The 15,110-nt window shown below is 69.6% G+C and carries 12 protein-coding genes; 6 read left to right on the plus strand and 6 right to left on the minus strand.

Annotation, left to right across the window (positions count from 1 at the left end):
* Window positions 1-40: 40 nt before the first annotated feature.
* Complete coding sequence (locus H5399_RS01785; RefSeq protein WP_220490707.1) at window positions 41-1,231, plus strand: TerC family protein; 1,191 nt, start codon at window positions 41-43, stop codon at window positions 1,229-1,231.
* A 9-nt stretch (window positions 1,232-1,240) separates the two neighbouring features.
* Window positions 1,241-2,569 (plus strand): MFS transporter, encoded by a 1,329-nt coding sequence (locus tag H5399_RS01790; RefSeq protein ID WP_182781310.1) that lies wholly within the window; start codon window positions 1,241-1,243, stop codon window positions 2,567-2,569.
* A gap of 16 nt (window positions 2,570-2,585) precedes the next feature.
* On the opposite strand, the gene H5399_RS01795 is transcribed toward H5399_RS01790, so the two are convergent.
* The 6 genes from H5399_RS01795 to H5399_RS01815 all read right to left on the minus strand — a co-directional run bounded on the left by H5399_RS01795 (window position 2,586) and on the right by H5399_RS01815 (window position 6,920).
* On the minus strand, window positions 2,586-3,239 hold the full coding sequence (locus H5399_RS01795; protein ID WP_182781311.1) for a response regulator transcription factor: 654 nt from the start codon (window positions 3,237-3,239) through the stop codon (window positions 2,586-2,588).
* 1 nt (window position 3,240) lies between these two features.
* Complete coding sequence (locus H5399_RS01800; RefSeq protein ID WP_182781312.1) at window positions 3,241-4,446, minus strand: sensor histidine kinase; 1,206 nt, start codon at window positions 4,444-4,446, stop codon at window positions 3,241-3,243.
* Window positions 4,447-4,483: 37 nt separating this feature from the next.
* On the minus strand, window positions 4,484-4,609 hold the full coding sequence (locus H5399_RS17750) for a hypothetical protein (RefSeq protein WP_255421937.1): 126 nt from the start codon (window positions 4,607-4,609) through the stop codon (window positions 4,484-4,486).
* 47 nt (window positions 4,610-4,656) lie between these two features.
* Window positions 4,657-5,646, minus strand: coding sequence for a UDP-glucose 4-epimerase GalE (galE, locus tag H5399_RS01805; RefSeq protein WP_182781313.1), 990 nt, complete (start codon window positions 5,644-5,646; stop codon window positions 4,657-4,659).
* Between the two features lie 63 nt (window positions 5,647-5,709).
* Complete coding sequence (locus tag H5399_RS01810) at window positions 5,710-6,333, minus strand: MBL fold metallo-hydrolase (RefSeq protein ID WP_182781314.1); 624 nt, start codon at window positions 6,331-6,333, stop codon at window positions 5,710-5,712.
* Window positions 6,330-6,920: a TetR/AcrR family transcriptional regulator gene (locus H5399_RS01815; RefSeq protein WP_182781315.1), complete on the minus strand. Its 591-nt coding sequence runs from the start codon at window positions 6,918-6,920 to the stop codon at window positions 6,330-6,332. Before H5399_RS01815 ends, H5399_RS01810 begins: the two co-directional genes overlap by 4 nt.
* Before the next feature lie 110 nt (window positions 6,921-7,030).
* Here H5399_RS01815 and H5399_RS01820 point away from each other — a divergent pair, with 110 nt between their 5' ends.
* From H5399_RS01820 to glpK, 4 genes are all read left to right on the plus strand, one after another.
* Window positions 7,031-9,688 carry an MMPL family transporter gene (locus H5399_RS01820; RefSeq protein WP_182781316.1) on the plus strand — a complete coding sequence of 886 codons (2,658 nt, stop codon included), beginning with the start codon at window positions 7,031-7,033 and terminating at the stop codon, window positions 9,686-9,688.
* Window positions 9,685-12,048, plus strand: a complete 2,364-nt coding sequence (locus tag H5399_RS01825) for a YhgE/Pip domain-containing protein (RefSeq protein ID WP_182781317.1) — start codon at window positions 9,685-9,687, stop codon at window positions 12,046-12,048. Before H5399_RS01820 ends, H5399_RS01825 begins: the two co-directional genes overlap by 4 nt.
* Window positions 12,049-12,262: 214 nt before the next feature.
* Window positions 12,263-13,036 (plus strand): MIP/aquaporin family protein, encoded by a 774-nt coding sequence (locus H5399_RS01830; protein ID WP_182781318.1) that lies wholly within the window; start codon window positions 12,263-12,265, stop codon window positions 13,034-13,036.
* Window positions 13,037-13,058: 22 nt separating this feature from the next.
* Window positions 13,059-14,576 carry a glycerol kinase GlpK gene (gene glpK, locus H5399_RS01835; RefSeq protein ID WP_182781319.1) on the plus strand — a complete coding sequence of 506 codons (1,518 nt, stop codon included), beginning with the start codon at window positions 13,059-13,061 and terminating at the stop codon, window positions 14,574-14,576.
* Window positions 14,577-15,110: the final 534 nt, after the last annotated feature.

A 15,110-nucleotide genomic window follows, 5' to 3' on the forward strand; every position in this document is an offset into this window, starting at 1 on the left:
CTTCCCGAGCCAGTCGCCTCAACACAGGAGAAGAATTCCGTTGAACGTACCCCTCTGGGTGTGGGCCATCACCATCCTCGTCATTCTCGGCCTGCTGGCCTTCGACTTCTTCTTCCACGTCCGCAAGGCGCACATCCCGACGCTCCGGGAGGCGGCCATCTGGTCCGCCATCTACGTGGGGCTGGCGCTGCTCTTCGGCGTGCTGGTCTGGGTCTTCGGCGGCGCCCAGATGGGCGCGGAGTACTTCGGCGGCTACATCACGGAGAAGGCGCTCAGCGTCGACAACCTCTTCGTGTTCCTCATCATCATGTCCAGCTTCGCCGTCCCGAGGCAGGACCAGCAGAAGGTGCTGCTGTTCGGCATCGTGTTCGCGCTGATCGCCCGCACCGGGTTCATCTTCGCGGGCAAGGCCATGATCGAGGCGTTCTCCTGGACGTTCTACCTGTTCGGGCTCATCCTCATCTTCACGGCGGGCAAGTTGCTGGCGCCGGAGAAGGACGGCGAGGAGGAGGGTGCCAACAACTTCATCATCCGCCTGGCCAAGAAGTACCTGCGCACCACGGACCACTACGACGGCGACAAGCTCTTCACCATCGAGAACGGGCGCCGCGTGCTCACCCCGATGCTGCTGGTGATGATCGCCATCGGCGGCACGGACATCCTGTTCGCGCTGGACTCCATCCCCGCCATCTACGGCCTCACCCAGAACGTGTTCATCGTGTTCACGGCCACCGCGTTCTCCCTGATGGGGCTTCGCCAGCTGTACTTCCTCATCGACGGCCTCCTGGACCGGCTCATCTACCTCAAGTACGGCCTGTCCCTCATCCTCGGTTTCATCGGCGTCAAGCTGATCCTGCACGCGCTGCACGAGAACAACCTGCCGTTCATCAACGACGGCGAGCCGGTGCCGGTCTACGAGATCGAGATCGGGCTGTCGCTGACCGTCATCCTCGGCATCCTGGTCGTCACGGTGCTGGCGTCGATCTTCAGCCCCACCGGCAAGATGCAGACCGCCGTCCGCCAGATCGACCGCCTCGCCTACGGCTACGTCCACACCGAGTACCACGGCGACGAGGCGGAGCGCGAGGCCAACTACCAGCGCATGCTGGACGCCGAGTCGGCGCTCACGCAGTTCGACCAGGACAAGCTCATGGAGCAGATGGAGGAGACCGGGGCCCTGCGCGCGGTGGAGAAGGCCCACCGGATGCACGCGGACGCCACCAGGCGCTAGCCGTCACACATGCAGGTGATCGCCGCCCTCCGGCGGCTCTGGCGCCACGCGTCGTTCCGCCGTCTCCTGGCGCTGCGCACGCTCAGTCAGGCGGCCGACGGCACCCTGCAGGTGGGGATGGCCTCCTACATCCTGTTCTCGCCACAGTCGCAGCCGAATGCGGCCGCGATCGCCGGGGTGCTGGCGATCACCCTGCTGCCGTTCACGGTGATCGGGCCGTTCGTCTCCCCTCTCCTGGACCGCTGGCCGCGCCGCAACGTCGCCCTCTACTCCGACGTCGCCCGAGCCGGTCTCGCGGCCCTCATCGGCCTGGTCATCGCCTCGGGCGCGACGACGGGGGGATGGGCGGTGGTCCTCTACGGCGCCCTGCTGCTGGCGATGAGCATCAACAGGTTCATGCTGGCGGGGCTGTCGGCGGGGCTGCAGCACACCGTCGACGCCGATGAGTACCTGACCGCGTCGTCGATCCTGCCGACGGTGGGGCCGCTCGGCGTGGTCATCGGCGCCGTCCTGGGCTTCGTGACGCGCACGGCGCTCGGCGGGGTGATGCAGGCGCACCAGGCGGACGCCGTCGTGTTCGGGCTTGCGGCGGCCATGTTCGTGGGCTCGGTCCTGGTGTGTCGCGGGTTCGCGCGCGGGGCGCTGGGGCCGGATGTCGCGGGGGAGCGGACGAGCCTGCGGCGGGTCCTCGCGGGCCTCGCCGAGGCGGGGCGACACCTCCGGACCCGTCCCGCCGCGGTGCTGGCGCTGGCGCTGATGGCGGTGACGCGCCTGTTGTTCGGGGTGTGGAGTGCCGCGGTGATCCTCGCCGCGAGGCACGTGTGGAACCCAGTCGACAGGCCCGGGGATGCGCTCGCGGACCTCACCGTGTGGGGGCTGGCCACGGGCGCCGGGTTCATCCTCGCGGCGCCCGTGGTCCCCACCCTGGTTCGCCTGCTCGGGCTTCGACGGGCCGCCACGGCGCTGCTCACCGCGGCCGCCGTCGTCTCGGCTGGCGCCGCCCTCACCACGTCCATGCTGCCGCTGCTGGTGGCGAGCTTCTTCATCGGCCTGACCGTGCAGTCGTTCAAGATCTGCGTCGACACCATTGTGCAGGCGCACGTCGACGAGGAGTACAAGGGCCGGGCCTTCACGTTCTACGACGTGGGCTTCAACGGCGCCTTCGTGCTGGCCGGGCTGGTGGCCGTGGCGGTCCTCCCCCCGGGCGGGCTCTCGACCCCCGCCTTCCTGGGAATCGCGGTCGTCTATGCGGCCTGCGTCGTGGTGCTGGTGGACGTGAGCCGACGGCTGGGCCGTGAGGCGCTGGAGCGCGGTACCGAGGATCTCCTGCGCTCCTGAGCCCCCTCCACCCGGGTCAGGTGTCGAGCAGGCCGCACTCGTGGGCGATGAGGACCAGGCCAACCCGGTCGCGGGCGCCCAGCTTGCTCAGCAGCCGCCCGACGTGGGTCTTGACCGTGCCTTCGGCCATGTACAGGCGCTGCGAGATCTCTGTGTTGTTCGCCCCGTGCGCCACCTGCTCGAGGACCTCCCGCTCGCGGTCCGTGAGCGCGTCGAGGCGGCTGTCCGGGGCCAGGCCAGCCTTGGGGAGGAGCGGCGCGAACTGGGTGAGCAGCCGGCGGGTCGCCGACGGCGCCACGACGGCGTCGCCGCTGGCCACCGCGCGGATGGCGCCCAGCAGCTCCTCGGGGAGGGCGTCCTTGAGCAGAAACCCGCTCGCGCCGCCCCGGATGGCCGCGAACACGTACTCGTCCAGGTCGAAGGTGGTCAGCACCAGCACCTTGGTGTCCAGGCCCAGGGCGCTGATCTGCCGGGTGGCCTCGATGCCGTCCATGACGGGCATCCGGATGTCCATGAGCACCACGTCGATGCGCTTGGTCCGGACCGCGGCCACGGCGTCGCGGCCGTTGTCCACCTCGCCCACGGTCTCCATGTCGTCGGCCGAGTCGATCAGCATCCGGAAGCCACTGCGCACCAACGACTGATCGTCCGCCAACAGCACTGTGATCACGTCAGGCCCCTCTCAGCCAACTCTTGCCCAGCTGGCTCGGCATCGGAAGCCGCGCCCGCACCTCGTACCCGCCGCCCGCCCACGGCCCGGCCGTGAACTCGCCGCCCATCGCCAGCACCCGCTCCCGCATCCCGGGGATCCCTGAGCCGTGTCCGTCGGAGGTCGACAGCGCGCCCAGCCCGTCGTCGCGGACCTGGATCTCGATGGCCTCCGGGGTGAACCCCACGCGCACCTCCGCGGTCGCGGTGGGGCCGGCGTGCTTGAGGAAATTGGTGACGGCCTCCTGCAGGACCCGGAACGCGGTCACGCCCAACGATTCGGGCACCAGCGGGACCTCGCCGTCGACCTCCAACGTGATCCGGTGGCCCGCGCCGGCGATCAGTTCGGGGATCTGGGTGAGCGACGGCGACGGCCCGAAGGCGGGGGAGTCCGCGTCGCCGCGCATCAGGGCCACGATCCGGCGCACTTCCCCGATCGACTTGCGCCCCGTGTCCGCGATCACGTCAAGGGCCTCGACGGCGGCCTCGGGGCGCTTCGCCGCCATCGCGCGGGCCCCCTCGGCCTGCACGACGATGATCGACAACGAGTGGGCGAGGACGTCGTGGAGTTCCTGCGCCACCTCGGTGCGCGCCCGCCTCGCGGCGAGCTCCGTGCGCTGCCGCTCGGAGCGTTGGGCGGCCGTGAACCGCTCGGTGACGATCTCGCGGTCCAGCGCCTCCGTCAAGGCGCGCTCGCGCAGGAACCGTCCCCACAGGAAGCTCAGCGCGACGATGGCCAGGCACAGCAGCACCAGCAGCGTGGTGCCGACGAGGCGGTACGGCTGCGGCATGCCGCCCGTCCAGCTGAGCGGCCCGGCCAGCGAGCCGGCCACGCCGAAGGCCACCACCAGCAGCACCGCCGACATCCGCTGATACCTGCCGACGCTGTAGATGACGACGGGGACGGCGAGGAGGGCGGGGACCGGGGTGGTGAGTGTCGCGGCCATGCCGACGCCCGCGGCGCTCAGGACTCCCAGCGCGGCCAACGGCGCCACGCGTCGCACCACCAACGAGGCGCACATGAGCAGCGACCAGGCGATGGCCCGCCGCGAGAAGTCCACATCCGGCACAGCCAGGACTGGGACCCCGGTGCCGACGGCGAACACCGCGGCCAGGGCGGCGTCGCGGAGGACGGTGCGCCCGTCGCGTGACCACCGGTTGTCCATCATGATGTGGTCAGCCTAGGGGGAGGTGGCCGATGGGGGGTCAGACCGGGTCAGTGGCCTCGGCCCAGAGCGCGCGACGACGGGCCGCCTCGCGCCGGTCCACGAAGGTCGTCACCGCAGAGACGATCACCAGGATGGCCACCATCCACAGCACCTTGCGCATCATGGTCCCACTGTAAGCGGGGACCGGGACCACGGGCCATTCCGACCCGATCAGTAGCCGAGCATCTCCCTGCGCACGGGCAGCCACGCGATGGCGTCGCGCACCGCCTCCTGCTCGGTGAGCTTCGCCTCCCAGCCCAGTACGTCCTTGGCCTTCGACGACACCGTGTATACGCCGGCCACGTCGCCAGGCCGGGACGGGCCTTCCTGGACCTTGAGTGCGTCGCCGGAGATCGCCTCGAACGAGGCGGCCAGTTCCTTGACGGTGACGCCGCTGCCGGTGCCGATGTTGAACACCTCGTAGGACGAGGTGGCCGTGGCCTTGTCGAAGCCCTCCAGCGCCGCGACGTGGGCCTGGGCGAGGTCCCAGACATGGATGAAGTCCCGGATGCCGGAGCCGTCGCGGGTGGGCCACTCGACGCCGGTGACGGTGAACGTCTCGCCCTTGCTCCACGCCTCGAGCAGCTTGGCCAGCACGTGGCTGGGCTTTTCGAGCTGCTGGCCGGATCGGAGCTTCGGGTCCGTGCCGATGGGATTGAAGTAGCGCAGCGAGAGCACCTTCATGGCCGAGGCCCTGGTGAAGTCCTCGAGGATCATCTCGACGATGTACTTGGTGCGCGCATACGGCGAGCCGGGGGAGAGCGGCGAGTCCTCCGTGACGATGAAGTTCTCGTCCGGCGCGTAGATGGAGGCGGACGAGGAGAACAGGAACCGCAGGACCCCGGCCCGCTCCATCGCCCGCAGCAGCGTGATGGTCTTGGAGACGTTGTTCTCGTAGTAGTCCAGCGGCTGCTCGACCGACTCAGGCACCACGATCTTGGCGGCACAGTGCACCACGGCGTCGATCGAGTGCTCGGAGAAGACCCGCTCCAGGAGGGCCTCGTCGGCGAAGTCGCCCTCGTACACGGCGCGGTCCCCGATGAACTCGCGACGGCCGGTGGAGAAGTCGTCGAGGATGACCACCTCGTGTCCGGAGTCCTCGCACGCCGATGCGACGGTGCTGCCGATGTAGCCGGCGCCGCCGGTGATCAAGACCTTCATTCGTTCCCTTCCCTGGTGCCTGCGCCCATCCTATTGCCAGGGCCGATGACGGACGGGCGGCCCTCACCAGCCGCGGCGAATCCAGTTCCCGAGCGCGGGGCGCTCGGCGCCGATGCTCGTCGACGGGCCGTGGCCGGTGTGCACCACAGTCTCGTCCGGGAGGGTCAACAGCCCCGAGGTGATGGACGCGATGATCTGCTCGAAGCTCGAGTAGTCCCATCGCGTGGCACCCGGGCCGCCCTCGAACAGGGTGTCGCCGCTGAACACGCAGCCGAGGCTCGCCGCGACGAGCGACGTCGAGCCGGGGGTGTGGCCAGGGGTATGCCGCGCCACGAGCTCTACCCCGCCCGCGTGGAAGACGTCGCCGTCCCGCAGCGGCTCGAACGTCGCCTCGCCGTGCTCGGCCGCCCACAGGAACCGGTCCGCCTCGTTCAGGTGCACCGGCGCCTCCACCAGCGCGGCGAACTCCACCGCCGCCCGCACGTGATCCCAGTGCCCGTGGGTGAGCAGGATCGCGGTGACCCTCCGCCCCGCGACAGCCCGGGCCACCGCGTCAGCATCGTGGGCCGGATCGATCACGACTACGTCTGCGCCCTCTCCGACGATCCACACGTTGTTCTCGTGGACCGGCGGACCGGCGGGGTCGTGGTTTCCCGCGGTGAGGAGTCGCTGCACCCGCGCGGTCACGCCTTCTCCCGGGTGAGGTGGCGGGCGACGGCGGTGATCAGCCGGTTGCGGAGCCCGGGCTGATCGCTGGCCGCGGTGCGCGGGTGATGCCAGATGGCCTCGAAGATCAGCAGCAGATCCTCCACGTCCACCTCGAACTCGAGCCCGGCCCGCTCGGCCGCCGAGGTCACCAGGTCCACGTACAGGGGCCAGACGTCCTTGCGCATCTCGTCGACCCGCTCGCCGAATTCCGGGTCCCGGTAGGCGCGCAGGTCGATCTCCATCAACGTCCGCATGACCTCGGGCCCCGCCTGGTTGACGTCGAGGATGCCGGCGATGATCTGCTCGGTGGTCATCTCGTCGGGCAGCGCCGCCAGCGATGAGCGATACAGGGCCACCTGATCCTCGGCCACGTGCCGCATCACCTCGACGCACACGTCGTCCTTGGTGGCGAAGTTGGAGTAGAACGCGCCACGGGTGAAGCCGGCGGCGGCGCACAGGTGCTCGACGCTGGTGGCGTCGATGCCGCGCCGGCTGAACTCCTCGATCGCCGCCAGGACGAGCCTGCGCCGCGTCTCAGACCGGCGTCGCGTGAGTTCGATAGTCATGGTCGCGGACCTCCAGAAGGATGGATGCAGAAATGTAGGCATTTCGGTGCATAGTTGTATCCTGTGAGCCTATCCGGCTTGGGATCGATCTGAAGAAGAGGCCCCGAAGTATGTCTGCTTGGCTCTATGCCGTTGGTCGTTGGTGCTACCGGCGCCGCCTCACCGTCATCGGTCTCTGGCTCTCGGCCCTCCTTGTGCTGGGCCTCGCCGCGGTGACCTTCGGGGGGTCGTTCAACAACGCGTTCGAGATCCCGTCCTCGAAGTCCCAGGAGGCGTTGGACAAGCTGCGCATGACGTTCCCGCAGGGGGCGGCGCTCTCCGCCCTGGCCATCGTCGTGGCCCCCGAGGGTGAGCAGGTGACTGATTCCCGGACCGAGATCGAGGCCTCCCTCGAGGAGTTCGGCGAGTTGTCCATGGTGGAGGCCGTCACGTCCCCGTGGAACGAGTACGTCGACGGGCTGATCTCGGACTCCGGGCGCGCCGCCATCATCCAGCTCAGCCTGGACTTCGACGGCCAGTCGCCCACCGAGGAGCAGCTCGAACCCATCAGCGAGGTGGCCGATGCCCTCCAGGCGGCCATGCCGGAGGGCACCCAGGTCAGCATGGGCGGCGAGGCCTACAACATCGAACTGCCTCACCTCTCCGTCATCGAGGCCATCGGGCTGGTGGTGGCGCTGGTGGTGCTGACGGTGGTGCTCGGCTCCATCGTGGCGGCCGGCCTTCCGCTGCTCACCGCCATCACCGGCGTGGGCATCGCGATGGCGCTGATGTTCCTGCTGACCAGCATCTTCGACATCAACTCCACCACTCCGCTGCTCTCGGTGATGTTGGGGCTGGCGGTCGGCATCGACTACGCCCTCTTCATCCTCTCCCGGCACCGCGACCAGCTCCGCGAAGGGCTGGACCCCGAGGAATCCGCGGGCCGCGCCGTCGGCACCTCAGGCTCGGCCGTCGTCTTCGCCGGCCTCACCGTGTTCATCGCGCTGCTCGGACTCGGGGTGGCCAACATCCCCTTCCTCACCGTCATGGGCATCTTCGCGGCCATCACCGTCGCCGTCGCGGTGGCCATCGCGCTCACCTTCCTCCCCGCGCTGATGGGCGTGATGGGGGAGCGGATGCGCCCCAAGCCGCGCAAGGCGGCCGCCAAGCCCAGGAAGCACGGCGGCGCGTTCGCGTGGTGGGTCAACCTCACCACCTCCCGCCCCGTCCTCACCATCGTGCTGGTGGTGAGCAGCCTGGTGGCTCTGGCGCTTCCGGCGCTGGGGCTGCAGGTGTCGCTGCCGAACGCGGGCCAGCAGCGCCCGGACCAACCCGCACGGATCGCCTTCGACCTGATCGCGGAGCACTTCGGCCCCGGCGTCAACGGGCCCCTCATCGTCACCGCGGACATCATCGGCTCCACCGACCCCCTCGGCCTCATGGCCAGCCTCAAGGAGGACATCGAGCAGATGGACGGCGTGGCCGGCGTCCCGCTCGCCACCCCCAACCCCAACGCAGACACCGGCCTCATCCAGGTCGTGCCCGAGACCGGCCCCGACGACCCCGCCACCGCGGATCTCGTCCGCGCCCTCCAGGGCCGGGCCGACGACTGGGAGTCCCGTTACGGCGTCTCCACCAACGTGACCGGGCTCACGGCGGTCCAGATCGACATCAGCGAGAAGCTCACGGCGGCGCTGTTGCCGTTCGGCCTCCTGGTGGTGGGCCTCTCCCTGGTCCTGCTGGCCGCCGTGTTCCGCTCCGTCTGGGTTCCCATCAAGGCGACGGTGGGGTATCTGCTCAGCGTGAGCGCCGCCTTCGGCGCCACCGCGCTGGTGTTCAACTACGGCTTCCTCAAGGAGGTCGTCAACCTCGAACGCGGCATGCCGATCATCTCCTTCCTGCCCATCCTGCTGATGGGCATCCTGTTCGGCCTGGCCATGGACTACGAGGTGTTCCTCGTCAGCCGGATGCGCGAGGAGTACGTCCACGGCAAGTCACCCCTTGAGGCCATCCGTGGCGGCTTCGTCGCCTCCGGGCCGGTGGTCATGGCGGCGGCCGTCATCATGGTGGCGGTGTTCGCGTTCTTCGTGCCGCAGGGCATGAGCGCCATCAAGCCGATCGCCTTCGCGTTGGCGGTGGGTGTCGCGGTGGACGCGTTCCTCGTGAGGATGACCCTGGTGCCCGCCGTCCTCGCGCTGCTGGGTGAGCGTGCGTGGTGGCTGCCGAAGTGGCTGGACCGGATCCTGCCCACCTTCGACGTGGAGGGAGAGGTGCTGTCCACCGAGATGGCTCTGAAGGGCTGGCCCGGCGACGGGTCCCTGCTCTACGCCGAGGGCCTCGCGGTCGACGGCGTGGTGGGGGCCATGGACCTCCGGCTCGTGCCCGGCAACGTGATCGGGCTCGTCGGCCCCGTCGGCGCGCGCACCGGCGCGGCGCTGGCGCTCAGCGGGCGCCTGGAGACCACCGGCGGCCGCGCCCGGGTGGCCGGGGCGCTCCTGCCGCAGGCCGCCGGGAACGCGAGGCGTCGGGTCACCTACCTGGACCTCGCCCACGTCGACGATCCCGCGCTGGCGCTCGTCCAGACCAACCCGGGGAGGGTGGCGTTCATCGACTCGGTTGACCTCGTCACCACCCCCGAGGCGCGGGCCGCCCTCAACGCGCTCGTGGACAGGATCCGCCCAGACGGCGTCGTCGTGCTGTGCGCCGCCGTCGAGGACCACCTCACAGACCACACCCTGGACGGCATCTACGCCGCCCCGGCCATCGCTCACGAGGGGAGCCGGGCATGACACCCGAGACCCAGTCCGGACGCCGCGTCACCTGGCCGGCCATCATCGCGCTGGTGCTTGTCCCGCTCCTGGCGGTGGCGGCCCTGCTCGCCCTGACCAGGCCGGGCGGGGACGAAGAGATCTCCGCCGCCGTCGTCAACCTCGACGAGGCCGTCACCGTCAACGGGCAACTCGTCCCGATGGGCCGCCAGTTGGCGGCCGCCATGATCGAGCGCGACGGCGAGAACGTCAGCTGGACGTTGGCGGACGAGCCGAGCGCTGCGGACGGCCTCGCCTCCGGGGAGTTCGCCGCCGTGGTGACCATCCCCCAGGGGTTCTCCGCGGCCGCCACCTCGTTCTCGGAGAACGACGCCGACACCGCCCAGCAGGCCACCATCGAGGTGCAGGTCAGCGAGAACGCGCCCGTCACCGACGCGCAGCTCGCCCAGCAGATCGCACGCCTTGCCACCGACACCATCAACGCCACCCTCACCGAGGGCTACCTCGACGGCATCTACGTGGGCTTCAACACCGTGGGTGAGCAGTTCTCCACGATCGTCGACGGCGCGCAGCAGCTGAGCGACGGGTCCGCCCAGCTGGCCGACGGGACGCTCCAGTCGTCCCAGGGTGCCAACCAGCTGAGCGACGGCATGGCGCTGCTCGGCGAGAACGGGCCGAAGCTCGCCGACGGCGGTGACCAGCTGGTCATCGGCATCCGCGAGCTCAGCTCCGGCAGCTCCCAGCTGGCCGACGGCGCCGCCGAGCTGGCCGACGGCGCGCAGCAGTTCGCCGACGGCGCGGACCAGCTCCTCACGGGCATCCCGGCCTTCGCCGACGGCGCCGCGCAGGCGATCGGCGGGGTGGGGCAGCTGCGCGACGGACTGGACCAGGTCATCGCGGGGCTGGACCAGCCGCAGGACTTCTCTCAGCTCGAACAACTCGCCACAGGGGCCAGGCAGACCGCCGACGGCGCCGCGGGGCTGTCCGGCGGCATCGCGCAGGTCAACCAGGCCATGCAGGGCTTCAGCTCCGGCGCGATCCCGGCGCCTGATGAGGTGACCGCCATCGGCGGCCAGATCGCCGCGGGCTTCGAGTGCCCGGTGGCCGACCCGGCCACGTGCGAGATGCTTCAGCAGACCTTCGCCGCGGGAGCGTCCGCCGGAGTCAGCGCAGGTTTCCAGGCCGGCACCGGCACCGCGTCCGCCGCCCTCACCACCCCCGATGCCGCCACCGGCCTCTCGCTCGTGGCCGGCGCGGAGGCACTGGCCGGGGGAGCGGACCAGCTGGCCGACGGCGTGGACCAGCTCGTCACCGAACTGCCCGCCCAGACCGAGGCCCAACTGGGCGAGCTCAAGGCGGGCCTGACCCAGATCCGCGACGGCGCCGACACCCTGGCCACCGAGGCCCAGCCCATCGTCGACAACGCCCCCGCCATCTCCGCCGGAGCCACCCAGCTCAACGACGGCGCCGGCGAACTCGCAGACGGCGCCTTGCAGTTCGCCGACGGGGTCGCCCAGCTCGACGACGGCGTCGGCCAGCTCGAGACGGGCGCCGCCACCTTCGTCGACGGCCTCACCCAGTACACCGAGGGCGTGACGTCGGCGGCCGACGGCACCGCGCTCCTCGCCGATGGGCTCGCGCAGCTCTCCGACGGTGCCCGGCAGCTGGACGACGGCGTGACCACGTTCGCCACCGAGCTGGCCAAGGGCGCTGACCAGGTGCCCACCTACTCCCCGCGCGATCGTGAGCGGCTCGCCACCGTCGTCGCGGCGCCCGTGGATACCCCCGACGACCTCCTGGAGAGCGGACGCGTGCCTCTTGTCTCGCTGCTGCTCGTCGCCGGGCTGTGGCTGGGCGCGCTGGCAAGCTTCGTCGTCGCCCGTCCCATCCCGCGCGATGTGGTGACCTCGCGTGCGTCCAGCCTGGCCCTGTGGGCGCAGACCATGTGGTTGCCGCTGGCGGTCGTGGCGGCCCAGGGCCTGCTGCTCGGCCTCGTCGGCGGGGTGGTCCTCGACGTCGGGTTCGGGTCGACGGTGGCGCTCGCGGCGCTGCTGATCGTGATGGGCGCGTCGTTCGTGTTCGCCAACCATGCGCTGGCCGGATGGCTGGGCAACGCTGGGCGGGCGGTGTCGCTGCTCCTGCTCGTCATGACGGTGGCCCTGGGCCTGTCGTCGGCCGCGTCCTGGCTGAACCCGATCGCGGCGGTCTCCCCGCTGCACAACGGCCTGCTACTGGTGCGCGCCTCGCTGTCTGGAGGCAGCGGTGAGATCGGCCTCGCGACGATGGCGGTGCTGATGGCGGCGGTCGGGCTGCTGCTGTCAGTCCTGGCAGTCTCGAGCCGCCGTCGGATCACTGTGGAGCAGTACCTGCGCGCGGCCTGAGTGTGTGGCCATGCAGTCTGCCGGATTCCGCAAGGCGACGCGCAGGCTTCTCCGAAAGGTGCATTGTCAGCACCTGTTGGTGCACGAACGTGCACCGTCCTTGCAAGGACGTGCAGACCAGAGTTGGCTTGTGGTCGGCGGCCGTTGGGGTCGTCATGAAGCATGCGTCACTGGTGACGCCGGACTGACAGAGCTGTCAGGAACGGAGTGAGGGATGGAAACCTCTTTGGGTGTTGTCTTCCTCTCGGAAGTCGTGGGATCAGCCATGCTGCTGCTGCTTGGTGGTGGTGTCGTCGCTAGCGCGATCCTCACCAAGACCAAGGGCAACGGGCAGGGCTTCCTTTTCATCAACTGGGGCTGGGGTATCGCGGTCTTCGCGGGCGTCCTCGTCTCGTACAAGTCGGGCGGCCACATCAACCCCGCCGTCACCCTGGGCATCCTCGCCTCGGGATCTGAGAACTACGCCACGGGCGTCCCGATCACGGCCGCGTCCACCGTCGTCTACATCGCTGCCCAGCTTCTCGGCGCGATGATCGGTGCGGTCCTCTGCTGGCTGGCCTACAAGGACCACTTCGACGAGGAGCCGGATCCGGCCCTGAAGCTCGCCGTGTTCTCCACCGGCCCTGCCATCCGCAACTACGCCATGAACGTGGTCACTGAGGTCATCGGCACCTTCGTCCTGGTCTTCGTCGTCCTCGCGGCAGGCAACTTCACAGCGAACAGCGGCGTCGCCCCCGCCAACCTCGGCTGGCTCGGCGCCCTCGGCGTGGCACTGCTGGTCCTCGGTATCGGCCTCAGCCTCGGTGGCCCCACCGGTTACGCCATCAACCCGACGCGTGACCTCGGCCCCCGCATCGTGCACGCCATCCTGCCCATCAAGGGCAAGGGCAGCTCCGACTGGGGCTACGCCTGGGTGCCGGTCGTCGGCCCCATCATCGGTGGCGTCCTGGCCGGCCTCCTCTCCGGCGTTCTCCTGCCGGCAATCTGATCGAAAGGAAATGAGTTAAGTAATGGCTGACAAGTACGTACTCGCAATCGACCAGGGGACAACGAGCTCCCGGGCCATCGTCTTCGACCACAGCGGCCAGATCGTCGCCACCGGTCAGAAGGAACACGAGCAGATCTTCCCGCGCGCAGGCTGGGTTGAGCACAACCCCGTCGAGGTGTGGAACAACGTCCGCGCCGTCGTCGCGGAGGCACTCAGCGGCGCATCCATCAACCACCAGCAGATCGCGGCGGTTGGCATCACCAACCAGCGCGAGACCACCGTCGTGTGGGACAAGAACACCGGTGAACCCGTCTACAACGCCATCGTCTGGCAGGACACCCGCACCGCGAAGATCGTCGAAGAGCTCGGCGGCGGAGACCAGGACAAGTACAAGGCCCGAGTGGGCCTCCCCCTGGCCACCTACTTCTGTGGCCCCAAGGTCAAGTGGATCCTCGACAACGTCGAGGGCGCACGCGAGCGCGCCGAAGCCGGCGACCTCGTCATGGGCACCATGGACAGCTGGGTGCTGTGGAACATGACCGGCGGCGTCGACGGCGGAGTGCACGTCACCGACGTGACCAACGCCTCGCGCACCATGCTGATGGACCTCAACACCCTCAGCTGGGACGCGGACATCGCGGCAGACATGACCATCCCCATGTCGATGCTGCCCGAGATCAAGAGCTCGGCCGAGGTGTACGGCGTGGGTCGCGCGGCAGGTCTCCTGCCCGACGTCCCCATCGCAGGCATCCTGGGCGACCAGCAGGCGGCCACCTTCGGCCAGGCCTGCTTCGAGCCCGGCATGGCGAAGAACACCTACGGCACCGGCAACTTCATGCTGCTCAACACGGGCGAAGCGATCGTCCCGTCGACGAACGGCCTGCTGACCACCGTGTGCTACAAGATCGGCGACAAGCCCGCCATCTACGCCCTCGAGGGCTCGATCGCGGTCACCGGCTCGCTGGTGCAGTGGCTGCGCGACAACCTGAAGATGTTCAGCTCGGCCCCCGAGGTCGAAGAGCTGGCCAGCACGGTCGAGGACAACGGCGGCGCGTACTTCGTGCCCGCGTTCTCGGGCCTCTTCGCGCCCTACTGGAAGTCCAGCGCGCGCGGCGCGTTGGTCGGCCTCACCCGTTACGTCAACCGTGGTCACATCGCCCGCGCAGCCCTGGAGGCCACCGCCTACCAGACGCGCGAGGTGCTGGAAGCCATGGAGGCGGACTCGGGCGTCAAGCTCGCCGAGCTCAAGGTTGACGGCGGCATGACGATGAACGAGACGCTCATGCAGTTCCAGGCCGATCAGCTCGGCGTCGACGTGGTTCGCCCCGTCGTCGCGGAGACCACGGCCCTGGGCGCCGCCTACGCAGCCGGCATCGCCGTCGGCTACTGGGAGGGTGAGCAGGACGTCATCGACAACTGGGCAGAGGCCAAGCGCTGGAAGCCAGTGGTCGACGAGGCCGAGCGGGAGCGCAAGTTCCGCCTGTGGAAGAAGGCCGTCACGCGGACCTTCGACTGGGTCGACGAGGACGTCAAGGAGTGATCCTCCAAGGCTGATTCACGCGAGGGGCGCCGGGCAACCGGCGCCCCTTTCGCGTCCCCTCCCCGCTGGTTGAGCCACGCCTGCCGCGGAGCGGCGCAGCGTGCGTCGACGTTGGCTTCCCAGGGACCTGGGTTCCGCGGTGGCTGAGGGGGACCGGCCTCGCCCATGGGCGCCCTCGGCACGCCCAAACGCGGCGTGCCTTGCCCAACGCCCGACCCACCGCGACCGGTCCCCCTCATCCACCGCTCTGCGGTGCCTCCCCTCCCGCCTCCGCCACCCCGCGCCTGCCTTGGGTCTCGGCGCCTGCCTTCGTTATGAGCGCCTGCGCTACAGCGCGGGCGCGTCAGAGCCGCCTGCCCTATGTTGGTGGGCCCGCGCTCTAGCGCGGGCGGCGAGACTTATCGCAGGCGCGTCCGAGCCGCCTGCCTTGCGTCCCGACGCCTGCCCTCGTTGTCGACGCCTGCACTAGAACGCAGGCGCGTCCGGGCTGCCTGCCCTCGTTGTCGACGCCTGCGCTCTGGCGCGGGCGGGGAG

The sequence above is a fragment of the Tessaracoccus sp. MC1627 genome, from assembly GCF_014164725.1.
Lineage (GTDB): Bacteria > Actinomycetota > Actinomycetes > Propionibacteriales > Propionibacteriaceae > Arachnia.